The sequence below is a fragment of the Enterobacter sp. RHBSTW-00994 genome (assembly GCF_013782625.1).
Classification (GTDB): domain Bacteria; phylum Pseudomonadota; class Gammaproteobacteria; order Enterobacterales; family Enterobacteriaceae; genus Enterobacter.
In genome coordinates, this window is the sequence record NZ_CP056199.1 from 4,022,974 (window position 1) to 4,047,974 (window position 25,001).

The following is a 25,001-nucleotide window of genomic DNA, read 5'->3' on the forward strand; positions in this document are numbered from 1 at the left end:
CTCCCTAAAACGACAGGCTGGCGTTAAAGCCATAGGTGACGCTGGAGACCGGCATGCCGTCGGGCTTACTGACCGGCCAGCCGGTAAACAGGTCATAGCTGAATGACTTATAGCCTCCGCGCAGGCCGATGACCGCACCGGCCAGGTGGCGGCCAATAATCCATTCGGTTGACGGGCCGTCCACTTCGCCGTAGTCCATGCCGACGTAAAGCTCCTGGTTGTAGCTTCCCAGCGCCAGACCTAAGTCGTTACGGACAAACCAGCCCCGTTCGCCGGAGAGGGTGTATTCACCGTCAAAGCCGCGCACGGTATAGCGATTGCCGATGGAGAAACGGTCATTGGGGACCAGCGCAGTCTGGTTCCACTGCGCCCGCCACAGGTTGCTGTAACGCAGGTTAAGCGGACCGAGGCTGAACGGCTGGTTATACTGCAAATCGGCGTTGAGGATGCGCGGGCGCGAGGTGCCTTCGCCGAACTCTTCTTCCGGGGCGGGGATGGCGTTAAACGCGCCGGTACCCTGTCGCCACGACACGTTGGCATCTACGATAGCGCTGCCGATAAATTCCCGATGACTCAGGCCGATTTCCCAACCCGCAGTGCGGCGGCGCTGGATCTCAACCTCCGCGTCGTCAATAAAGTTTTTGGACTCCTGCATCCAGCCGCGCACGCTGGCGGTGGTTTTACGCGAACCGTCGCGATACAGAATACGCGACAGGCGCGCATCGGCGTTTTTGCTTTTACCACTGTACTTATAGTCGGCTTGATAGCCGGAAACGGTCTGATGGTAATCGTACTGGCTGGCAGAAAAACTCAGCAGCCAGTAACCGTAGGGGACAGAGTAGTAGGCGCTGTTGTTCTCGGTGCCTTTTTGGCTGTCGCGGGGATTGCTGTCGCCAAACAGGCTGTGGCCGGCGTTGATGTAGAACAGGTCGTTCAGGCGCAGCGGATTGTCGACAGAAAGAGAAAATGCGCCCTGATATCTGCCAGAGCTTTTACTGCCGGAGTCATCCATCGACAATGAGGCGCGTAGCGGCAGCGCCTGTCGGCGTGTAATGACTAAATCGCTTTCTCCTGCGCTGTTCGTAGGCGCTATCTGAATGTCAGCTTCTGCGGTAGGCACGCGCTTTAAGTTTTCCAGCCCCTGCTCAATGTCTCGCAGGTTAAGAATGTCACCTGCGCTGGCCGGAACGGCGGTATTAAGCGTCACCTGCTGCCCGTCACTGCCGTCTGCGTAACGAATTTCACGAATGCGACCGGGGACGATGGTCAGCGTCAACTCACCCTGCATTAAATCCTGCGGTCCGGCGAAAATTCGGGTGGTGACAAAGCCTTTGGCGATAATGGCGTTTTGAATGCGGCGCATGACAAGGTTGATCCCCTGAGCGCCGAGGCAGCGTCCTTCCGCTGAGTCGCCGCCCTGGGCTGCGGCAGATAGCGCCCATTGAAATCTGTCGGCGGCATCGCCAACCAGCGCAACGCTGTCGATGCGAAAGCAGGGGGATTCGTTGACCGGCAGCTTTGCGTTTTGGCCGTCGGCCTCGGGTATTTCGGTTCGAACGTCCGGCTGTTTGTCGAGCTGCTCCCTAAGTAAGCGCTCGCGATCCTGCTGGCGTAGCAATTCCTGAGTATTAGAATCCGTCAACGGCAACGGCGCCGCTATCGCATAAAGAGGAAATACAAAAGATGAAACAGCAAGAATATGCCAACGCTTATCCATAACAGCCCAATATCCTGAGTAAAATGCGAGAATGATCCCTAATCAAAATAGCAACACTCGCGCAACAATATGCACAATCAATTATTCGTTCAATACTTACTCACGTCACTTAATCTGCCAATTCGCCCTGCTTTTCAGAAAATTAAAAGGTTTTTCAGAAAAAATCGACATCAACCTAATAAAGCGCCAGCGGCGGCCTTACGGTAGCAGACTAATTTAATCGAACAGTGACGGATAAACGTTTATCTTATTAACTATTGTCGCCGTCACCACAGATGAAGATGACGTACCCTGTGCTGACATCAAAATAATCCTTTCACGCCCGGCGCTACCGCTTGCTGGGATAGCCTACAGCAAGTAATTTATAAGGGAGCTCGATTTTTCTGTGCTCCGCCCGAATACAGCGATAATTTTAAATTGATACGTGCGGGCGCAACCTTATTCTGAACAACGTTTACTCGTAGTTTATATCCCTTTTCGTCCCCAACGATAGCTCTTATCCTTAGAGCTAATCTTTACTCTTTATTTACAAATAATTCAAGATGTATGTCACTAAATTATGCCGGACATCCTGAAGGTTATTTCAGGATAAACAGAGGGGCCTAACAATTCATTGATATACCGAATATGAATAAACGAAAAATACAAAATCATTATCTAAATAATGCTGGCAGGATGACAGCTTAATCAAGGCATTTTGTATTGAGCAAAAAGGAAACCATTTAATTTTCACCCAGTCATTTCATGCCATTCCCCTCAGAAAATCATTTATAAAAAAACAAAGCATTAACGCAACGACAAACGATTCTGGCACGATGTTCATCTGACAGGTGATGCCTCTAATTGGTTGAATTGATGTATAATCCCCACTTTTGAGGTGCGCTTATGGCCAGCGTTACTGTTCATTGTCCCCGTTGTCAGTCTGCTCAGGTTTACCGTCATAGGCAGAGCCCTAAAGGCCGTGACCGCTTTCACTGTCGTGACTGCCACCGCGTGTTTCTGCTCACCTATACCTATGAAGCACGCAAACCCGGCGTCAAAGAACAAATTACCGAAATGGCATTCAACGGGGCCGGGATACCGCAAGGACGCTCAAAATCGGTATTAACACCGTCATTCGCACCTTAAAAAACTCGCGCCAAAGCGAATAACCTCCTCTCCGGTCGCGCATGCTGATGTTGCACTTATCTGCGAACTCGATGAGCAATGGAGCTTTGTCGGTAGTAAAGCCCGGCAGCACTGGCTCTGGTACGCATACAACACCAAAACGGGTGGCATTCTGGCTTATACGTTCGGAGCACGGACGGATGATACCTGTCGTGAACTTCTGGCCCTGCTTACGCCGTTTAATATCGGCATGATAACAAGCGATGACTGGGGCAGTTATGCCAGAGAAGTGCCGAAGGAGAAGCATCTGACGGGAAAAATATTCACTCAGCGTATTGAGCGTAACAATCTGACGCTCAGAACCCGCATCAAGCGCCTGGCCCGAAAAACAATCTGCTTCTCACGCTCAATTGAGCTACATGAAAAGGTCATCGGAGCCTTCATTGAAAAATACATATTCTACTAATTGGATGCATTACCTCTTGCTTGTTGCTGAAGTAATTCAGAGAAAGCACCCGCCAATCATGACGGGTAAGCTAGTTCGAGTTAATCGTCATACTGCAATTTTATACTAATCTTTTCCTCAGGCACATCGACTGTTATCTCACACTTTGACCAAATGGGTTTCCCATTGGTTAAATTGTTGTCGGTGAAAAAATTCTTATAAGCAACCAAAACATCAGTTAGATCAGCAACAGCTCTCCCATCAGGGTCGAACCAATCTAGTTCACCATTTTCATCGATATAATCAAATTCATAACGCCCACCATCATCCTCAGGAAAAACCTCTGCCCGTGCAATTATTTTTTTCGCATTCTCCGGGCCACAATCAAACAAAATCTGGCCAATTTTTTGTTCAAACTCCGTTGTTTTCACCACTTACCTCCTGGGGAGTTTTTGAAATCAACATTCACGGGGCGACCACCATCAATAGAATATTTAACAATCGCCCGATCAGGACGAACACTAGAACCTGAATATATTGGCTGAATGTTCACATCAATTTTTTACCATCTTTCAATGCATTAGCCCATGTATTTTCCATCTGCTTCCATGCACTTTTATTCAGATTACCATCCATTGGAACAAGATTTAACTTTTCACCTGGCCCGTTAAAAATACTGGCGATTAAATGTCCACCATCATCAGCAGAGTAGCCGCAATTGCCAGCCTTACATTGTTGATACGTATTTCTATCATTTTTTGACAAGCTAAGACTTGCATTAACAACTGTTGTACGGTTCAGCTCATCTGTATGATATGTTTTATTTCCATCGACTTTATATATTGTATTAGGCTCAGGATTATTCAAGGCTTTGTTCCACGTGCCTTTTTTACCTGAGTCCACAACAACAATGTTCTTAGCCCCGGAGCCAGAGAAGCCACCTTTGCTCATTCCTCCAGTTACAGCGCCCAGAACAGCCATTGCCATGATTTCGGATTGCTGCTTATCCATGCCATAGCGACTTTCTAGCTGGCTGGCAAATTCGGTGCTTGTTACAACGCCTTCAGCTTCGATCTGCTGCGCAAGCAATGAAGACATATCATTCTTCATTTTGGATGGCACATCAGCCCCGAGCGTGCGATCTATCGCTTCCCGAACCAACATTCCATTGGCTGGTACATCACCGTACTTTTCTCTTCAGGCATCCGGATTAGAAGAGCAAACAGCGATCATCTGTTTCTGCTGCAACAGGCTCAGATCTTCCATTTCTTTAACTATCTTATCGCAGTCGCTACAAGCTTCGCACCCTTTGGCTTTTGCTGCAAAACCATCTATTTGATCAGCACTGAGCGAGTTATTCTCAACCTCCCCCCTCGCAGTGTTCGATGCCAGGGCCGCCATCGACAGATTCCCGCCACTGACTCCCGCCCCTGCCAGACCACCCGCTATCGTCACCAGGCTGCTGACCAGACGCTTCTCATCCGCAGTCAGTTCACTCGCCGTCCTGTTTCCATACAGCGCACTTATCAGATGCTCCGTCATCCCGGAGCCTGTTATGGCTCCTGCCGCCCCGGCCTTCATTCCCTCTGAACCTCTGCCACCAGACACTTTCGTCAGGGCTGCTGCAACGATACCATGCAGCGCCGCACGGGCCGACGCTTCATCCACCTTCCTTACCAGCGAGGCCAGAAGCGGAGCCGCTCCGGCTGCCGCTCCTGCCTTCAGGTTACCACCCAGCGCACCTGCCAGTAATCCCGCCGCGGCGCTCCCTTTCGTCCAGAACTCACTCCCCGGACCGTAGTCTGTAACCTGATAATCAGGGTCTGCTTTCAGCCTGGCTTCCCGCTCCTCCGCTGTCATGTCACCGGTCAGTTTGCCTTCTGCCGCCAGCTTCTCTTTCAGCGCCGCATTGGATTCTTTTGCCTTCCGTTCTGCATACTTTCCGTACACATCCAGCGCTGACGCTGCAAGGACGCTCCCTTCACTCTGTACCGCCAGATTATCCTTCACCTTCTGCACATCACCCGCAACATCCACACCCCGGTGGATATTCTCCGTATCCCGGCTCAGCCCTGCGATATCCTGTTGCTGGTTTGCCGGGTCCCGGATAATGATGCTGCCGTTACTGATGGCTGATATACCGGAACGCTCAAAAAGTGCGTGGAACTAAAACGGGTGCGCTTACAGACGGGTTTCCGGGGGCGCTGAACGACACCGGCGATATGCCGGTGTACAGGCGTAGGGACGGGCATTGTGGGTGAGACTGACGGTTGACAAAAAGATCCCGGCGCTGGGCTCGAGATCTTACTGCTATTCAGGGATTGAGGCGATTAAGGGCTGACGGGTAAAAAGACGATCCCGGCGCAGGGGCTGGGATCTTTCTCATTTAAGGCTGATAGTCTTCATATTCCCAGGCAAAGACGCGAGAGAGCTTTTGAGCTATCTCCATCCAGTCATTACCTTCGCACTGGTCGATGTAATCGGTGATAGTTTTGGTGATCTCGTCCAGATCATATTTACGCACCAGAAGCGTATGGCGCATCAGTTCCGGCAGCCAGTGATGTTTGCAGAGCCATTCCGGGGTGCAAACATAAACCTCAAAATGATTTATCCCTTTTTCTTCTGCTGGCCCTATACATAGATGGGCTAAAAATTGAAAACAATCATCTTCTTCAGGTTCATAACTTGATAAATCAAGCCAATCACAACCAATACTCCTTAGAGATGCTTTCATTTATTTTTCCCCTGAAATATTTAAGTGACCGTTACCAGTTTTATCCATTTTCCCTGTTTCAATATTTTTTGTATAACTTTCAAAGTTGGCCTGAGTCCCCGTTGGGTTTAATGAATCAGGAGCATTTGGCTTTTCTTTAGGGGATCTATAAATTCTGGTTCCATCAGCACTAACTAATCCTGTGCCATCACTTGTTGGTCTGGCTCCTTCTCCCACCCAAATTTTACCCAGTAGATCAGCTTCCTCTTTGGTGCCAGTCCCAACACCATAGTTCAGCTTTCCATTGTCACCTTTGACAACCGCTGCCAATCTAGGATCTTGCTTCGCGATATTATTCAGATTTTGCTGGATCAGATCGTCTTTCAGTTTTGGATAGGCAGCTGAATTATAAGCCGATATTTCATCGCTGGCTTTATTAATTAACTTCGATGCTTCAGCAACATCCCCATTCTTCAGCGCCGTTTCTGCCGCCTTAATGGTTTTACCCGCCACATCGCCAGCACCCGGTATCAACCCTATCGCCGCAGCAAGATAGTCCAGCGCCGTCTCAGCTTCGTGAAATCCTTTGATATCCCCGATGACTGGCACAAAATCCAGTCCCAGGCTGGCCGCTTCATTCACTGCCTGGCGACACGCTTCCGGGTCCTGCTGACACATCGCTTCTCTGGCGGCCTGGTATTTCGCTATCGTGCCGGGCTTTTCTTTCTCCGCTGCCGCCAGTACATGTGCCAGCGAGTTATTCTCAACAACAACTCTTTCCGACGCGAAGTTGTCCGTCGAAGGCAGATTTTCCCTGTATACTCAGTAAATTACATCCACCTTCTCCGTTGCACTCTATCTGCAGGACGCAGTACCCCGATACGCGGTTTTGCTCTTCGTACTCTACTTCACCCAGTAATGTTAAAGAGCCTGTAACCAGCTATAAGAAGCGACTGTTTTAACTATCTCATTAGTTATTTTAAAATAGAGTCTGCATACTCTCTTACATTGCTCATAATTTCATTTAGATCATTCTTTAATATGGTGATATCTTGCAGTAATGGTTTTTTAATATATTCCCATACATTTTTTTCTTCACTTTCATCTTTCACTAGATGTTGTATTATCCCACCAATAATTCTCAATGATATATCGTTCGAAACGGCAAAAAAACATCCACCACGACTACTAATATTCGAAGACGTAATGCAATAATCAAATATTTGCTCAGGATACTCATCTTGCTCAGAAGGTTCAGGGTAAGTCAGATCAAACAATCTTTTAAAAGCAATTTCTGTAGATAAATAAAAAATCTCATCATTTTGAGGTTGTGATATTAAGGCACAATCGTTATCAGTGATCTCATAGAGATCACTGGATAATGTTGATGTCCTGATATCATCCGGATACAGACTTCCATTTATAACTAAATGGAAAAGGCCATTCTTATATAACTCACTCCACTGAGGGACAAGTTCTGTCCATATAGCAAAATGATACGGATTACCAAATATCATCATTATCTCCACTTTCCAGGCAAGCCAAACTCTTTTTTAACACTATTTGGAATATCGTTTTTTTTCAATGGAACTGTTTTATCTCCTGTACTCCCAGACCAGTGCCATGTTCCATCATTTGTATTTGTAAATTGATGGACATTTCCTTCACTATCAATTGAATACCTTTTTTTGCCACTAGCAACTGACGCGCCAAATAGATCGATAGCGTTTTTAGGTTCTGTCCCAGCATTAAAGCTATAACCTTGCTGACCTGGAGTATGTTTCGGGTTGGACTGATAGTTCAGACCATTCGCTGCCGAAGTGGTTGTAGGTGTAGGTAACGAACTACCTTTTCCTCCTTTCCCAACCCCCGCTGCGATTCCCGCCGCACTGGTCCCGGCCACCTGCGCTAACGAGTTTATCGCAAGCTGCTTCGCTTCAGATGAATCCCCAGACATTAACGCATTGTGGATCGCCGCGTTTCGGTCTGCTTCGAGCTGGATGGTCGTCACCTGAAGAACAGCTAATTCGTCCTGTTCTGCCGGACTTAACCCACCATCAATGCGCGACTTTTCCAGCAACTCACTGGTACGACGGGCATAATCAGCCTGTAACTCACCCACCTCATTGGCTTTGTTAACACAGTCCTGAGCGCCTTTACATCCCACAACACTTTCATGCTGTTCTGCATTGATTTTCTTGTACTTATTAATAACGGCATTTTCACAGGCAGCACCACCCCGGCACTGAGCCATCTCCTGAGCACGAGCTTTGTTATCCGGAACACCCAGCGAGTTATTCTCAACCTCCACCCTCGCTGTGTTCGATGCCAGGGCCGCCATCGACAGATTCCCGCCACTGACTCCCGCCCCTGCCAGACCACCCGCTATCGTCACCAGGCTGCTGACCAGACGCTTCTCATCCGCAGTCAGTTCACTCGCCGTCCTGTTTCCATACAGCGCACTTATCAGATGCTCCGTCATCCCGGAGCCTGTTATGGCTCCTGCCGCCCCGGCCTTCATTCCCTCTGAACCTCTGCCGCCAGACACTTTCGTCAGGGCTGCTGCAACGATACCATGCAGCGCCGCACGGGCCGACGCTTCATCCACCTTCCTTACCAGCGAGGCCAGAAGCGGAGCCGCTCCGGCTGCCGCTCCTGCCTTCAGGTTACCACCCAGCGCACCTGCCAGCAATCCCGCCGCGGCGCTCCCTTTCGTCCAGAACTCACTCCCCGGACCGTAGTCTGTAACCTGATAATCAGGGTCTGCTTTCAGCCTGGCTTCCCGCTCCTCCGCTGTCATGTCACCGGTCAGTTTGCCTTCTGCCGCCAGCTTCTCTTTCAGCGCCGCATTGGATTCTTTTGCCTTCCGTTCTGCATACTTTCCGTACACATCCGGCGCTGACGCTGCAAGGACGCTCCCTTCACTCTGTACCGCCAGAGTATCCTTCACCTTCTGCACATAACCCGCAACATCCACACCCCGGTGGATATTCTCCGTATCCCGGCTCAGCCCTGCGATATCCTGTTGCTGGTTTGCCGGGTCCCGGATAATGATGCTGCCGTTACTGATGGCTGATATACCGGAACGCTCAAAAAGTGCGTGGAACTAAAACGGGTGCGCTTACATGCCGAGGGGCTGAGCGTCGCTTACGTCAACCGGCAGAAGATGAAGCTGTGGCTGGAAGGGTTTCCGGGGGCGCTGAACGACACCGGCGATCTGCCGGTGTACAAGCGCGGGGACGGGCATTGTGGGTGAGACTGACGGCTGACAAAAAGATCCCGGCGCTGAGACCGGGATCTTGCTGATGTTTAGGGGACCAGTTGGATCGGGAAGGTTACTTCCCGGCCTTCGATGTAATCCCATATTATTTTATGTAACTTATTAAAAATTGAAGATTCATAAGGCATAAACTTCATTAAGAATGAATAAAGCTCGTCAGAACTGACTACCTTTATCTCACCAACTTGCTTCACTTCTGCTGAGTAAATTTCTTTACTGTTAATACAGTTAAAATATAAAACAACAGTCCTATCCTCTTTCGAATATAAAATATTCTCTATATATAATGAGTTACTGGTTGAAGACAGCGTTTCCATTCCAGGTTCCCTTAAATTCTTTGTCTGTCATTTTATAACTGGTTCCTTTCCACGGATCATAGATAGATACATTTCCTTTACTATCTGTACCTTTAACAACAACCCAATGCCCAATTTTACTACCCTGATCCCACATCATTGCACTCCATGAACCTGTTTTATTCAGGGCATCATAGGCTTCAAAACCAACAAACCCTCCACTCCAACTACTTCCGCCATTCTTGGTTAAATCTCTGGCTAGCTGTTCAGGGTTTTTCAGACCAGTTCCTATTTGAGTCTGATCAATAAAGATATTTCTGTCTTTCAGCAGCATTTCACCGCATGCACCACCACAACCTGTTGGCGTTGATTGTTTAACTACGTTTGGATCGGCGATCTCATCCAGCACATTCCAGTTCCCACCGGCTCCGGCCTTCGGTGTAACTGGTTTTACTGTTACTTTACTGGCTGTATTACCACCCGGCATAACTTTTGCTGGCATCAAAGCACCAGATAATACCCCTGCAACATTCTCCAGAGCCTTCTGATCGCCATTGGCCGCCTTTACGAACGTGGACTTAATTCCTTCCCACGCATCGCCATTCATGATGCCATTCAGCACCTTCGCAGCAGCAGCGTCTTTTTTGGCTATGTCATTCTGCGCCTGGCTACAGTAACTACCCTCTGTGGCACAGGTCGCCAGCGCCGCTATCACATCAAACGCCGTATCGCCGCCCAGTATCGCCAGATCACCGGTTTCACCCGCTACGTTAACCAGACCATTCGCAATCTGGGAGACGGTATTTTCACCCAGCTTGTCCCTGATCTGTTCTTTCCACCACTCTTTGCTTTCCTTAAGTGACTCACTACCCTTATCCCCGGCCAGAGAGTTATTCTCCACCTCCCCCCTCGCAGTGTTCGATGCCAGGGCCGCCATCGACAGATTCCCGCCACTGACTCCCGCCCCTGCCAGACCACCGCTATCGTCACCAGGCTGCTGACCAGACGCTTCTCATCCGCAGTCAGTTCACTCGCCGTCCTGTTTCCATACAGCGCACTTATCAGATGCTCCGTCATCCCGGAGCCTGTTATGGCTCCTGCCGCCCCGGCCTTCATTCCCTCTGAACCTCTGCCACCAGACACTTTCGTCAGGGCTGCTGCAACGATACCATGCAGCGCCGCACGGGCCGACGCTTCATCCACCTTCCTTACCAGCGAGGCCAGAAGCGGAGCCGCTCCGGCTGCCGCTCCTGCCTTCAGGTTCAGGGACGGGATGCCGATTAAGATCCGGGTGATGCCCGACTGCATCGTTATTACCACCCAGAACACCCGCGAGCTGTACGCCTGCGCCGAGGGGCTGAGCGTCGCTTACGTCAACCGGCAGAAGATGAAGCTGTGGCTGGAAGGGTTTCCGGGGGCGCTGAACGATACCGGCGATCTGCCGGTGTACAGGCGTGGCGACGGGCGCTGTATGTAGCGGCTGACGGATGATAATACGATCCCGGCGCTAATGTCGGGATCTTTGGTTTTTAACGCAACCAGAAGGGAAGCTCTTCCGGGCCAAGGGCATCATATTGATTCAAGGGTCTTCTCTTATCATCAATATAGAAAGGAATATCTGTTATCCCAACTCTAACTGGTTGATAGATATTCCAGCTTTCATAAAATAACTTGGCTGATTCGATACATGTTTCAATACCCGAGATATATTTTGAGTATTTATCTTTTACATCAGGTGATAAATAACCATTAAGCTCTTGAATTATCTTGTTTATTTCATCAAGCTCTTCAAATCTGACATATTTTCTGTACAGTCTGTCCAGAACAGCATGATTTTTATTTCCTTTTAAATTGTTAAAGCAAAATGAAAAAAAATCATCCATTTCAGAGGGGGAACCTAACTCAACCATTGAACTCCCACCTATAAATCCAACATGTTTCATAATGGCTACCTTTTAAACTGAATATCGGTGGGCTTAACTATACCATTGGATTTTTGAACGATACCTCGGACAATTGCATCTTCTTGCGCAAGAGAAAGAACTTGCCCACGAACATCAATGACAATTTCCTGCATCATTCCTTCCGGTAAATGTTTCTGCCGTTCAATTGCCTGCTTTGCTACGTTGTTAATTAATCCGCTCTGATTTGTAGCGATGTTGTAATTTTTTACCTCTAAACTACAAACATCTCCATTGCACCAGTCTGGTCGGGTGCTACCTTTAGTGCCATAAGGAACTTCTTTTCCATCTTTGTAGCTGACCTGTTCCTTCCAGCCATCTCCAAGATCATTCCCAACATCTATTTCTGATTGCCGATGTCCAGGCCGGGTTACTGAAGATATTTGATCACTGGTTTCTTGTAGAAGCTTATTCGCACCATTAAGGTCACCAGCCTTCAACAACTGTTTAGCTTCCTTCAGTGGTTTTGTAACAAAGTCTGCACCAGGAATAAGCCCAACAGTTGCTAACGTATAATCAATCCAGTCTTCGGCTTCAGCGTAGCTCTTAAAATCTCCAACCACGGGCAGAAAATCGGCTGTGGTTGAGGTGATTCCGTTAAGTTCTGTTCTGCGATGTTCATAAAACTTAACGGTACAGGCTTCCGCACTTATCCCGGCGCAGTTCTCCTGACTGAACTTCTCTTCATCTATTTTTAGCTGTTTCTTGAACTTGTCTATCTGCGATTCGCCAGTAACTAACTGCTCATGAAGATCGCTCAAAGAGTTATTCTCAACCTCCACCCTCGCTGTGTTCGATGCCAGGGCCGCCATCGACAGATTCCCGCCACTGACTCCCGCCCCTGCCAGACCACCCGCTATCGTCACCAGGCTGCTGACCAGACGCTTCTCATCCGCAGTCAGTTCACTCGCCGTCCTGTTTCCATACAGCGCACTTATCAGATGCTCCGTCATCCCGGAGCCTGTTATGGCTCCTGCCGCCCCGGCCTTCATTCCCTCTGAACCTCTGCCACCAGACACTTTCGTCAGGGCTGCTGCAACGATACCATGCAGCGCCGCACGGGCCGACGCTTCATCCACCTTCCTTACCAGCGAGGCCAGAAGCGGAGCCGCTCCGGCTGCCGCTCCTGCCTTCAGGTTACCACCCAGCGCACCTGCCAGTAATCCCGCCGCGGCGCTCCCTTTCGTCCAGAACTCACTCCCCGGACCGTAGTCTGTAACCTGATAATCAGGGTCTGCTTTCAGCCTGGCTTCCCGCTCCTCCGCTGTCATGTCACCGGTCAGTTTGCCTTCTGCCGCCAGCTTCTCTTTCAGCGCCGCATTGGATTCTTTTGCCTTCCGTTCTGCATACTTTCCGTACACATCCAGCGCTGACGCTGCAAGGACGCTCCCTTCACTCTGTACCGCCAGATTATCCTTCACCTTCTGCACATCACCCGTAACATCCACACCCCGGTGGATATTCTCCGTATCCCGGCTCAGCCCTGCGATATCCTGTTGCTCGTTTGCCGGGTCCCGGATAATGATGCTGCCGTTACTGATGGCTGATGAGGTCGTGCCACTGATGTTCCTTTCAGCATGACCTGTGCCGATGGCCGGAGACACGTTACGGTTTTCACCACTCCCGCTCCCTCCCGCACTGCCCGAAACCGCCACCGTGTAACTGTCGCCGGAGGTTTTACTTTCGTTATGAATATCCCTCCAGCCAAGCGTTCCGGTCTCCAGCCTGTTTTTGTCACTGTCCGCTTTGGAAGCAATCACCGCACCATCAAGCTGGGTGTGATTACCCACCCGGATATCAAAGCCCCCGTCCCCGGCGCGAATACCGCTCTGGTCTGTGACGCTCCTTCCACTCTGGGTGACATTCTCACCTGAAGCGCTGACTGAACCGGAAGATGCTCCATAGCAAATCGGTGGGATGCACAGGCTGAGGCCTACGCCTGATGAAGATTGCCGACTGTCGTAGGATGCCGTGTCCTGGACGCTGCTGATGGTCAGATCACGCCCGGTATTCATCACCACGCGGTGACCTTCCAGTTCAGCCCCATTCAGCGTGGTGTCACGTCCGCTGCTGATCGTAAGCTGGTCTTCAGCACGGATCACGCTGTTGGTGTTACTCAGTGACTGGCTGTTTTCCTTACCTTTCTGTTGTGATGCCCCCAGTTCAATGCTGATACCGTTCTGCGAGCCAATCAGGCTGACGCCTACGCCTGCGCTGAACTGGCTGCCACTGTTTTTGCTCTGGCTATTCTGCGTGTTCTGTGACGCAGTAAGCAGGATATCCCGTCCCGCATCAAGTACCACCTTTTTACCGCCAATCTGTACGCCCTGGCCGACAATATCGTTGCGGGCGTTAATGACGACGCTCTCTCCAGCGTTCACGGTCGTGCCATGGGTGTTCGTGACGTGGTAGGAATTGTCCTGCGAGGAAGAGCCCACCGTAACGGAGACTTTGCCCTTGACGACAGCAGAGTCCGTCATCATCCCCTGGGCGGCAGTCATGCCTGCCTGGCCTGTTCTGATGGCGGTGAGCCGCGCATCATCACCGTCTTCCACGCTACGAGCTGTGCTCTCTGCCGCTTTTGCAGCATCAACCGCCCAGCCACCGGCAGCGGCGGTCACACCGTACTGCGAACTGTTGCTGTGGGCTTCTCCGTCGCGGGTGTCACGGCTCACATCAAACAGCACGTTCTCGCCACTTAAACTTACCGACTGACCAGCGCGGACATCCGTCCCCGAAAGCGAGAGGTCGCCTCCGGCCTGCGCAATGATGTTGCCGGTCTGGCTCGTTAGCTGGCTACGCTGCCCGAACTCAGTGGTAGCACCCTCCTTGCTGCTATGTTTCTCCCGGCTGTAACCTGCTGTGGCACTGTAGCCATCGCCACCCAGTGTGCCAATCGTTTTGCTGCTGCCTCTCACATCATTTTGCGACGTGTCGCGTCCGGCAGTGACCGTGATGTTGCCTTTCACCGCAGCAAGCATCAGGTCTTCTGTGGCGGTGAGTTGGCTACCACTGATATTCACGCTGCCCTCACGGCTGTTGACGTAAATATCAGAACCCTGAATGACCGACGCGTTCTCTGTCGTGCGGGTCCCGCGGTTGCTATCCTCCGACTGCTTCATCCCCCCCGGCAGAAGCTGGCTACCATGTTTCCCTCCGCCCTGGGTAGCACGGGTAGCACTGCCTGCGGTCGGCATCTCCGAGGTGACGTTCCAGCCGCTGGATTTACTACGGCTACTGTATGCCTCCCGGTCGGTGGAGGTCGTGATATCTACGTCGCGTTTCGCATCCAGAAGCACCGCTTCACCGGCGTTGATCTGGCTGCCTGCAATCAGAATATTGCCGCTGTTGCTGCCCCCCTGTTTACCGGTGGCCGTCATCTGGATATTGCCAGCAGCAGCAAGACTGCTGCCGCTGTTGAACTCACCCTGGTAGTGCGACTCGGCGGAAGACTTACTGCGCCCCGCAGAGACAGCAGCCATCTGCCCAGGACCATCCGAAGCCAGTGCAGCCCCTTCTGCACTGAGTGATTTCACCTTATCAACGGTACTGTTTTTACCACTACCGTCCTTCCCGCGCACGGTGTCACGCACATTACGTACGGTGTCCTCAAAGGGCGCTTTCACACTGACGGTAATACCGGAGGATTTGCTTTCGTGCTTCGCTGATTCAGTAACGGTATCCCGTCCGGGGATAATGACGATGTTGCTGCCCGTAATATCGATATGCCCGGTGGCGCGGGTAGTGTCATCTTTCGCCCGTCCGGCCATCACATCGGCTGCACTCAGCGTGACCTGATTTCCGGCACTGATGATGACGTTACCACCAGAGGTTCCCACCATACTTCGGGCATCGCTCTGGGTCGTTTCTGCCCCCTTACGGGTATTTTTTGACGACTGCGAGCCGATGGTCACACCAAAACCTGAACCACTGCTGAAGACGCCGGATTTCTTCGTCTTCTTCATGTCGTAGAACGTGTCGGTGTTGGTTGCCGCTTCGACCGTCACGTTGTTTCCGGCTGTCAGCGCCACGTCGCGTTCAGCAGCAACGGATGAGCCCTGAAGCATCAGGTCATTACCCGCACTGAGAATCACACTTTCCCCTGAAAGTTGCGTGCCTTTCTCACGGGAGTGGCTTTCCTCGTGGAGGGTGTGGGTGGTCTTCTTGCTGAACATCCCGCCGGAGGTTTTTTTCTTCTCGAGGTATTCGTAATCACTTTCGGTGGAGGTGCTGAGCGTGATATCCCGCCCGGCGACCACCGCGGTTTTGCCCGTGGCATACACATCTGCCGCCTGCGCGGTCACATCACGACCAGCAACCACGGCAAGATGCTCCCCCGCAGTGATCTCGCTGCCCTGCTGGCGAACAGACTCATTAATCTCTTTTTTGTTTTTTGAGCGGTAACTGTTGCCTTCGCTGGCAGACTCTGCCATCAGGTTCACATCTCGTCCTGCCTGAACGGCGACGTTGTTTTCCGCCGCGACGCTGGCAGCCTGGCTGTTCACATCACGCCCTGCTGTCAGCGTGAGGTTTTTTCCGGCGGTTACCGTTGAAACAGCGGCATGGCTTTCATGACTCTCTGATTTACCGTTACGATGACTTTCATTTTCCCGCGCAGCATTCAGGTTAAGGTCATTTCCAGCAGAAAGCAGGGCGTTATCCTGTGCACTGATATCTGATGCAATGATATTCAGGTTGTTATCCGCAGCCATCATCACACTTTTGCCTGCGCTGACGGTACTGCCCTGATGCGAGGTGGCGCTACTGCTGACTTCCCGGTTCTTGCGGTTACGGTGACTGTCGCTTGCGGTGATCTCATTCGCGGCAATACTGATATCGTTACCGGCGAACATGCCGAGCGAACCACCAGAGGTGACCTCCGCCCCGGTGATGTTAATGTTCCTCCCGGCATCCAGTGACAGCGAGTCTGATGCAGTTATGGTCGCGGTTGAGCCAGTATCGGTCCCGCTAAGATGCGTGCGTGCGTCGCTCCCCCCCCACTTCTGCGTCTGCGTGATGTTGTTAATGCTGCCGGTAATACTCTCCAGCGCAACGGCTTTACCGGCAATCGCCGACCCCACATTGTTGATATCCCCGACTGCGCTCAGGTTGAGGCTGCCACCTGCGTTAATAAGCCCCGCATTCAGGTTGTCGATGCTGCTGGCGCTGTCGAGCGCGAGGCCATTCTGTGCAGTGAGAGTCCCTGCGCTGTTGGTGATATTCCCCGCCGCAAGCTGTACGTTATTCCCGCTGATCACGCCGCCATGGTTAAGGGTGATATCTTTCGGAGAAAGGTAGAGTTTCGGCACCATCACGGTCTGCCCGTTGAGGGTCGCAGACTCCCACCACAGAATACTGCCGGAGAGGCTGGCAACCTGTTCAGCGGTCAGTGACACACCAAAGGTGAGTCCGAGACCTTTCTGTTGTGATGCGGCACTGTCCATCAGGTATTGCATCTGCTCAAGGTCTGAACCGAGCCCCTTGATATAACGTGAGCCGGTCTGGTTCAGCAGAGCATTTGACACATAACGGGTATCAAAAACTGCATCGCCGAGGAAACGGTAGTCTTTTTCCGGGCGCAGCCCCAGACGATCGAGGAAGTATGCCGAGCCAAGGAACGTTTTTTCATCACTCCATCGCGCGTCCGCATGCGGAGCCTGACCCGGTGTCATCCCGAGGAGTCCATACAGGCCGTTAAACAAACTGCTGTCTACATTCCCGAGCCCTTCCAGCTTCGGATTCACCGTAATCAGATACGGGCTGTCAGGGTCTGTCGATGGCACAAAGTAACCGTTATTGCCAGACGGAAGCGGGTACAGACTGCTGTTGGCGCCTGAAATGGCCACCAGCCCGTCCGCGATATCGCTCAGTCCACCGGGGCCGCGGATCCCCGTATTGTCGACTGCCGCCAGTGATTCACCACTAAAGCTATTGCCGATACCCTGCGGTGTCAGCGTGTTCAGCGAAGGTGCATTAATCGTGTTGCTGATACCACCCGCATTCGCCGTGACGGTGGTATTGCCGATGTTGTTTGTGAAATTCGCACTGAGATTGCCGCCAGCGCTGATAATGGCGCGATAGATCGCGCCCGTCTGAGACTCAGTATTATGACCTGTCACACTAAACGTCAGACTGTCACTGCCAGGACGAGTGACTTCCACATCAACGCCACCACGGCTGGATAGATTGTCCATATAGCTGACAGAGTCTGTAGCCACCTTTCCATCAAAGGAATAAATTAAATATTCTTTTGTTGTCCCGTCCTGCCAGGATTGATTATTAAAATCGCCCCCTGACAGTTGTATATCCCGATTAGCAAGAATAACGCTGGCTTCATTATTCAATGACGCGGCATTTATGCTGATATCTCGTCCAGAGGCAATTCGTCCCGCCCCCCCCTGACTGGTTACGTGAGTAGCCGATTCAGAGAGGATAAATTTCCGGGATAAATAATCCTCGAATGGAGCATAGTAAAATTTGTAATAGGTTATGCAGAGCCCTTCAGCACAACCGCCTCCACCGTGGAAAGTTCTGGAATCGTAATACACCCCAACACTACCTTCAGGCATATCATCAATATTAACGGCAATCTTTGGTTCCGCTGCTGAAGCCACATTCTCTGTCGTTGTAGCAGTTAACCCTTCCCTGTGATTTAGCAAACTGGCGGTTTTAACCGTAATATCGCCCTTCTGCGTCTCAATATTCCCCGATGTATTTACCACCTGGCGGTTGGCATTCCCGACCGCATCTCTCTGCATCCAGAGATTATTGCCCGCCAGTATGTCGCCATAGATATTGTGAATGCGATCAGCAAACAGCGAGAGGTTATGACCCGCGTAAATCAGGGTGCTGTTGAGCAGGGTCCCAGCCGCACTCATCGTCAGGCTACCCGCCGTCCCGGTAAAACCGTTGACGGTGATATTGCCCCGGCTGGCCAGATACACATCTCCCCCAGCCCGGAGCGAGCCGGGGGTATTTTGCAGGATGTGCTGCGCACTGAACGTACTGTTACCACTGCCGAGGGTCAGTTGCGCATTGTTGACAAACTCGCCCCCGGCATTGAGCACGATGGAATTGCCCTGCATCAGCCTGTTGTTTGTGACGGCATTCTGCGACGTCACGGACAACGTTTTGCCTGCGGCCAGCGTAGCGTTGTTCGAGAGCGCGTTAATCAGTTTCAGTGTGGTATCGCCCAGCGCAACGACCAGACCCCGACCACTGAAATCGCGCACATCAAGCAGCAGGTTGCCCGCGCTGTAAAGTTTACCGCTGTCGGTATGACTGAGAGAGTCCCCTTTTACCGTCAGGGAGGCAGTACCGAGCGCCGTACCGCTGCTGGTGAAGCTCCGATAATTCACCAGCAGATCCGCCCCCTGAAGCGTACCATTGTTGGTCAGCGTCGTGCCTTTCAGCTCTGCACGATCGGACGTTAGTACGCGCCCACCGTTCACCGTATTCACCACATCCAACAGCAGCGTGACGGCCTGCATCAGCCCGTTGCTGTTGTTCATCAGTTCCGGTGCGCCCAGCGTGAGTTTCCCTCCCGAGATGAGTTTCCCGTCGTTCTGTATGCGGGTGCGGGCCTCCACGGAAGATTCACCGCCGCCCTGAATCGTGCCCTGATTGCTCAGCGTTGCTGATGATAGCTTCAGCGTATCCTGGCTCAGCAGCACGGCTCCGGCGGTATTGCCCAGTTCCCCGGAGACATTCATCGTCAGCGATGCCCCCCGAACCTGCCCGGCATTCGTGGTACTGCCTGCACTGAGATTCAGACTGCCACCGCTGAGCAGTTTCCCGCCGGTCTGGTTATTCAGGCTCTGTTTCAGGGTGGCTGACAGTGCATCGACCCCGGTGATCTCTCCGCTGTTTGTCAACGCATTTGCGTTGAGTGCGAGGTTTTTCGCGATCCACTGTCCGCCGTTCGTCAGCGTCAGCGCCGATAAGGCCATTTCGCCGTTTGAGGTGATTTTGCTGCCGGTTACGCCGGTGAGGTTATTGCTGATTTGCGCGTCCAGTAACTCTGCCGCCTGAAGCGCACCGCTGTTCGTCAGTTTCTGCGCATGAACGAGTACCCGTTTCCCCTGCCATTGTCCTGTATTGTTTAGTTCGCCGGCAGTGACGGACAAATCGCCCGCAGTCAGCAGCGATCCCTTTGCGTTATTAACCAGCGACAGAAACGGTGAGGCCATATCCGGACGAGTAGCCAGCGTGAGTGCCGCGACCCCGGTGATCGCCCCGTTGTTGGTGATGCGGTCCTGATAAAGGGCGACATTATTCCCCTGCACCGTACCGCTGTTATGAAGCGTATTACCTGTAACCGCAAGATCACCGGCAGACAACAGGCGGCCGCTGCTGATGATATGTGCCACATTCAGCGTGGCGTTGTTCTGGCTCAGCAGTTCGCCGGTGTTGTTCAGCGTCCCGGTAACCGATGCCAAAAGCGCGCCCGTTGCCAGCAAACTGCCGCCCTGTTGCCAGTCATGAGCATTAACGCTGATACCGTTTCCCTGGATCTGTCCTGCGCTGGTGAGTGTCGTTCCCGAAAGGCTTAATATCCCATTTGTGAGCGTGCGGGAGCCAGCCTGTAGATCAAGAGCACGCCCGGTCAGGTTCAGTGAATCGTCACCCTGTAACAGTCCGTTGTTGTTGATGTGTTCTGCGTTAATGAACAGGACGTTGCCTGCGACAGTGCCGGTATTCGCCACGGATTGCGTAAGTACATGAATATCTCCGGTTGCCAGTAACAGGCCACTGTTACTGAAGCTGTCGTTTTCTGTCTTCAGCGTCTGCGCCTGGGTGATGCCGCCATGTGTCAGACGGCCACGGGTCTTAATGGCAAGACTGTCTCTGGCCGCCTGTGTCCCGTCGAACTGTGCGTTCTGTACCTCCACGCTGACGCTGTTACCCTGCGTCTGTGCCGTGGCAGTGGTTTTCAGTGTGTTGCCTTTCAGGATCAGACTGTCACCCGAAATGGTCTGACCGGACAGCGTGATATCGCGGGCGCTGATATCCAGAGAACGGCCAGCTTTCAGGCCACCGGTACTGGTGAGATCGGTGGCGATGACATTCAGAGTGTTACCCTGGAGAGTGCCGCTGTGGGTCAGCTCACCCGTTCTGACATGAGCATCCGTTCCGGCAGCCAGTATCCCGCTGTTGCTCAGACTCCCGGTATTAACAACGAGGGAGTTTCCGGCAACTGTGTTGCCTTTCATCATCGCATTGCCGGTGGCACTCAGGGTGACATTGCCGCTGGCGTTTGTTTTGCCGCTATTGTCCTGGTTGAGTGCATGGCCGCTGAGCGTGATGTTCTGCCCGGCAGTCAGTTCCCCACCGTTCTGCGCAATCAGCCCGGACGAGGACAGCGTCAGATGTTTATCGGCCACCAGACGGGTCTGATTCAGCATCAGGGCATTTGTCCCGGTGACATTCAGGTTTCCACTGGTTTTGTTATCGCCGGAAAGGGTAACGTCCGTTGCGGTGATGGTCGTGTTACCAGTGGCAAGACTGTCCTTCAGGACCAGTTTACCTGCTGCATTCAGCGTAATATCCCCCTGGCGGGCATTGAGGTTGCCGAGGTTTACCCCAACGCCACGCTCTGTCGAGGCCAGCCGGATACGGTTCGCGTACATTCCACCAAGTGCACTGGTATCAATTGCGACGGTCGGGGCAACACCTTCGCCCTTTATGGGAGTAATGCTTCCGTCTGCGCCAACCCGGTTAGCCCCGGTTGTCACCGTTAAATCTTTCGCATGGAGCTGCGCGTTGATGTCTGTTGCACGGGCGATGATGGACACCGCATCTGACTGGCTGGCATCCAGCCCTGCCCCATTGATGGTAATGCTGCCTTTTGTAACCTCCAGCGCCTGGAGGCTACCGTCGGCGCTCATCACCGGCTTGCCGGTCGTGAGCGTCGCCTGCGGTGTGTTGATAAAGCCACAACCATCACAGGTAATACCGTAAGGGTTGGCGACCATGACGTTTGCGGCTTTACCTGCAACTTCGGTATAACCCTTTAGCTCGGAACGCTTACCTCCTGTCACCTCATTAATAATGCCTCTGGCTTCCTGTCCAGCCTTCAGGTTCGGGTTATTCTGGATAAGACCGCCTAGCTGCGTCTGGTTCAGTTTGCCGGTGGCGTTATTGAGGATCAGCCCTTCTTTCCCGACGTTATAGTCGCCGTACTGGTTATGGGATATTCCCGCCCCGTTGGGCGTAGCAATATTGACCACCGGCACACCGTTACCCGCTTGTTCCATTTGTGCGTTGCCGGAGGGCGTTATCGCTGCGCCGATGGCAGGTAATAACGGCTGCCCCGCGATGACGGCACAGATGGCATAACTCAGGAAACGACGACAGAAAGAGACGGAGTGACGGTTATCCATAACGGTTAATTCCTGAGATTAAAAAACCAGCGCCAGACGGTAATAAAGGACAAAGTGGTCAGGGGCGAGCCAGTCGGGATACTTAAGCGGAACGCCAACGGTCAGTTGTGACGAGTAATAACGGGCAGAAGACAACACTCCCACAGCACTCCCCCACAGAGTCCCGGAGGAGTACCGACCATATTGGTCAGAGTGAAGCCAGCCGCTGTCAATGGCGGCCAGGGTACTGACCTGTCCGATGTACGGAAGTGTAAAAAGGGAATAATTCAGCTCATTGCGCAGATAACCGCCGTTGTTACCGGAAATCATCTGCTCCTTAAAGCCACGCACCGAGCTTTCGCCCCCGATACTGACCTGTTCTGCACCATACAGTCGGTCAGGTGACCACTGACCATACGCACTCGACAGCCACCACAAACCATCCGTAACAGGGCGCTGAAAGCTGGCACTCAGTGACCATTTACGGAACTGGCTCTTCGGCTGGTCCTCTCCTTTGCCGTGATCGGTCTCCGCATCCAGCCACGCCATACCGCGCGTGAAAACGGGGTTCAGCGTACCAACACCGCCCAGGAGTTTATGCGTGTGGCTCAGCCCGAGAGAAAACGAGGTGAGCTTGCGACTGCTGCTCTCAAGCAATACATCATCGAGATAATTTCGGCTAATACGGTGCTGTAATCCGCCCATTAGTGCTGTTTTGATATTACCGTTGCGAAACAATACATATGAGAGACCCAAACGGTGGGTTTGTGTGTCACCCGTGGAACGCCACAGCCAGCCGTTGTTATTAACGGTACTGAGGTAGTTGCTCCACGAATAGCTGTAATCCAGAAGAGAATACCCGTATGGCAGGCTGAATCCTGCGGCCACATTCTGTGCATCATAAGCATTCGAGAAATCGCTGCTACGACCACCGCTGATAAACCACGAATCCGCCAGACCAAGCGGATTATTCACCGACAGGTAACCGCTGACCTGCCCCGTCCCGGTGCTTTTCTGCCCGCTGTTGTCGAAACTGACCGAACCCGCCACCGGGAGTTCGGGCGTAGCCGCCAGATTAACCACTGACCAGCCCTCTTTCTCTCCGGGGAGAATTTCAATCTGCACCGGTTCGCGGCGGGTACGGTTAATCTGTTCCATGCCCTGTTCAATATCGCGCAGATTTAAAATACCGCCTTCCAGCCCAGGAAAGGCCATCTTCAACACCCGCGGCGCTTCACCGTCCATTTTCATCTTTTGCAGACGCCCTTCCATCACAGTGAGATGAAGACTACCGCTGGAGATGTCCTGTTCGGTGAGAAAAGCACGGCTGGTGATATATCCCCGGCTAACGTACCAGTCCGTCACGTTATTGGTCAGCTGCGTCAGTTGTGCCATATCCAGACAGCGGTTCAGCCAGGGGGAAAGCAGTTTTTTCTGAACGGCAGGCTTAATCAGCGTGGCGCCATCAAGAGATATGAGGTGAATATCAAAACAGGGGCCAGCAGAATCGGAGGATGAAGTGAATTCAGATGTCCGTGGCAGGGAAATACTGCGTTCAAGTTCGTCTCGCTGAACCTGTTCGCGGCGCAATAACTCAGACTGCTGCTGTTGAATGGTGTCACGGTCCGACGGGAAAAGCGGCACTGCCTCCACACCTGCACTCAGCATCACCAGAAGTGATACCGTCATTCTGAAAAGCCTATCCCTGCTCATATAACGTCACGTTCCTCTGTATCAACCGACTATTAATTCTTGAGTTTTAAAATCTGCGCGAGACCATTTTGAACACAGGGTTATACAGTATTATTTGCTTACATTTCTACATAAATCGAACATGCTTATTGGTGAAAACGGGTGTAGTCCCTGAGAGAAAAATTAATTACTGGCGTAGTACTTCATTGGTTGAAAATGAGAATAACAAACACGTACTGGCCGATATTACTTGTCACGAAAAAGGGCAGGAGAATATTACAATTAGTTGTTTTATATATAAATTAAGTTAAATGTATTGATGGTAACAATATTTCAACCCAACTCCCCGGTCAAAACAGCGTTCTCCTCAACAGAGGTGAATAGCGCATAAACAGTTTAAAAAAGAGAGACAATCCCGTGTTTCTGATTCAATTCCGAACCCTGCACACCGTTTAAAACATGCCAAAAAGGCAAATATTTGCAATTAGGCAAAATTACAATCTGGTTTTTTCCATGACACCTTCTGTACGTTGAGTATCAAATATCTGATATTCCACTTCCGCGGGTGGCCCCGGGGAACACAACACCCTCAGTTTATCAATGGCCTATTGCTCTTTGCTGGCGATAGAGAGCGGGAAAACGCAATGCCGTTATCCCTTCCCATGCCTTGCCCACATAGCCCGTCAACATACAGGCAACCCTTTCCCCAGTAATCGTGGCCAAATGGCAGCCCAGTCTGAACCGTGTGTCATATCACCCACGACCTCAGCCTGCACACAACGTCCGCCCACGGCCTGTTGAAAACGGCGGGCAACCTCCGGTGAAACCGTCTCATCTCGCTCCCCGCTAAAGTGAATTTGCGGCATCAGGCGCAGTGAAGAGGCTGAATCTATCGCGTTTAACGCACCGGGCATCGGCGTGACGTGGTGCTGCGCATTCACATAAGCCACATCAAGATTGCCGGCGACCGTTCGTAGAGAATGCACATCCTTGCGACGAGCAGCCAGTAATGCCGCAATATTACCGCCACCTGAATATCCCACGAGATCAAGCTGTACGCCGGGATAGCGTTGTACAAACTGATTGAGAACATCGTTCATTGCCTTCACGATCTCTGGCGCAAAGCGATCGCTCGTCCACTCGTTTACGCGGCAACTGGCGGGTAACGGCGTGATGAACTGACACGGACGCGCAAGATAAAGCACGTTCGCATTCGCATCAGCAGCAGCAAGTTTCAACCCTGTTGGATTATTAGGCGTCGGGTCATTTGACGGTTGTGTGCGGCTCTTCCAGGCAAAACCATCCCCCTCGATGTAAACATGCAAGGCAGTAACCGGAGGCGTTATTCGGCTCCAGGTCGCTATTAAAAATGGTGGGGCCTGAATGTTTTCTCTGATCAGACCAGCATGCCGGGCGATCCCTTCCGCTT

General features: G+C 51.9%; 14 protein-coding genes and 2 pseudogenes. 2 read left to right on the forward strand and 14 right to left on the reverse strand.

The window, feature by feature from the left end; translation table 11 throughout:
- Positions 1-4: 4 nt before the first annotated feature.
- The gene (locus HV346_RS19185; protein ID WP_181620763.1) at positions 5-1,717 is read right to left on the reverse strand and encodes a ShlB/FhaC/HecB family hemolysin secretion/activation protein; all 1,713 of its coding nucleotides are present in this window, start codon (positions 1,715-1,717) and stop codon (positions 5-7) included.
- A gap of 346 nt (positions 1,718-2,063) precedes the next feature.
- Positions 2,064-2,208 (reverse strand): annotated as a pseudogene (locus HV346_RS23475) (hypothetical protein); the annotation flags it as partial.
- Positions 2,209-2,602: 394 nt separating this feature from the next.
- Between HV346_RS23475 and HV346_RS19190 the strand changes: the two are divergent.
- Positions 2,603-3,290: pseudogene (locus HV346_RS19190) on the forward strand (IS1 family transposase).
- Positions 3,291-3,370: 80 nt separating this feature from the next.
- Here HV346_RS19190 and HV346_RS19195 read toward each other — a convergent pair.
- From HV346_RS19195 to HV346_RS23485, 8 genes are all read right to left on the reverse strand, one after another.
- Entirely contained in the window at positions 3,371-3,700 is a 330-nt protein-coding gene (locus HV346_RS19195; protein ID WP_181620764.1) for a hypothetical protein, read from the reverse strand.
- Positions 3,701-3,818: 118 nt separating this feature from the next.
- Complete coding sequence (locus HV346_RS19200; protein WP_249415110.1) at positions 3,819-4,367, reverse strand: DNA/RNA non-specific endonuclease; 549 nt, start codon at positions 4,365-4,367, stop codon at positions 3,819-3,821.
- 99 nt (positions 4,368-4,466) lie between these two features.
- Complete coding sequence (locus tag HV346_RS19205; protein WP_181620765.1) at positions 4,467-5,279, reverse strand: VENN motif pre-toxin domain-containing protein; 813 nt, start codon at positions 5,277-5,279, stop codon at positions 4,467-4,469.
- A gap of 376 nt (positions 5,280-5,655) precedes the next feature.
- Positions 5,656-6,003, reverse strand: a complete 348-nt coding sequence (locus tag HV346_RS19210; protein ID WP_181620766.1) for an immunity 8 family protein — start codon at positions 6,001-6,003, stop codon at positions 5,656-5,658.
- Positions 6,004-6,660, reverse strand: a complete 657-nt coding sequence (locus tag HV346_RS23480) for a hypothetical protein (RefSeq protein ID WP_239006629.1) — start codon at positions 6,658-6,660, stop codon at positions 6,004-6,006. It abuts the gene before it with no gap.
- Between the two features lie 296 nt (positions 6,661-6,956).
- A complete protein-coding gene (locus tag HV346_RS19220) occupies positions 6,957-7,502 on the reverse strand; it encodes an immunity 42 family protein (protein WP_309228365.1) in 546 nt (181 codons plus the stop codon).
- On the reverse strand, positions 7,502-8,941 hold the full coding sequence (locus tag HV346_RS19225) for a VENN motif pre-toxin domain-containing protein (protein WP_181620767.1): 1,440 nt from the start codon (positions 8,939-8,941) through the stop codon (positions 7,502-7,504). The genes HV346_RS19220 and HV346_RS19225 overlap by 1 nt, the downstream gene beginning before the upstream one ends.
- Positions 8,942-9,553: 612 nt before the next feature.
- Positions 9,554-10,495: a cysteine peptidase family C39 domain-containing protein gene (locus HV346_RS23485; RefSeq protein ID WP_249415111.1), complete on the reverse strand. Its 942-nt coding sequence runs from the start codon at positions 10,493-10,495 to the stop codon at positions 9,554-9,556.
- A 336-nt stretch (positions 10,496-10,831) separates the two neighbouring features.
- Here HV346_RS23485 and HV346_RS19235 point away from each other — a divergent pair, with 336 nt between their 5' ends.
- On the forward strand, positions 10,832-11,035 hold the full coding sequence (locus HV346_RS19235; RefSeq protein WP_181620768.1) for a hypothetical protein: 204 nt from the start codon (positions 10,832-10,834) through the stop codon (positions 11,033-11,035).
- 52 nt (positions 11,036-11,087) lie between these two features.
- Here the strand turns inward: HV346_RS19235 and HV346_RS19240 are convergent, their stop codons facing one another.
- The 4 genes from HV346_RS19240 to HV346_RS19255 all read right to left on the reverse strand — a co-directional run bounded on the left by HV346_RS19240 (position 11,088) and on the right by HV346_RS19255 (position 24,897).
- Positions 11,088-11,501: a hypothetical protein gene (locus HV346_RS19240; protein WP_181620769.1), complete on the reverse strand. Its 414-nt coding sequence runs from the start codon at positions 11,499-11,501 to the stop codon at positions 11,088-11,090.
- A gap of 5 nt (positions 11,502-11,506) precedes the next feature.
- Positions 11,507-21,901 carry a hemagglutinin repeat-containing protein gene (locus tag HV346_RS19245; protein WP_181620770.1) on the reverse strand — a complete coding sequence of 3,465 codons (10,395 nt, stop codon included), beginning with the start codon at positions 21,899-21,901 and terminating at the stop codon, positions 11,507-11,509.
- Between the two features lie 18 nt (positions 21,902-21,919).
- On the reverse strand, positions 21,920-23,569 hold the full coding sequence (locus tag HV346_RS19250) for a ShlB/FhaC/HecB family hemolysin secretion/activation protein (RefSeq protein WP_249415112.1): 1,650 nt from the start codon (positions 23,567-23,569) through the stop codon (positions 21,920-21,922).
- Positions 23,570-24,255: 686 nt separating this feature from the next.
- Positions 24,256-24,897, reverse strand: a complete 642-nt coding sequence (locus HV346_RS19255; RefSeq protein ID WP_346010418.1) for an alpha/beta hydrolase — start codon at positions 24,895-24,897, stop codon at positions 24,256-24,258.
- Positions 24,898-25,001: the final 104 nt, after the last annotated feature.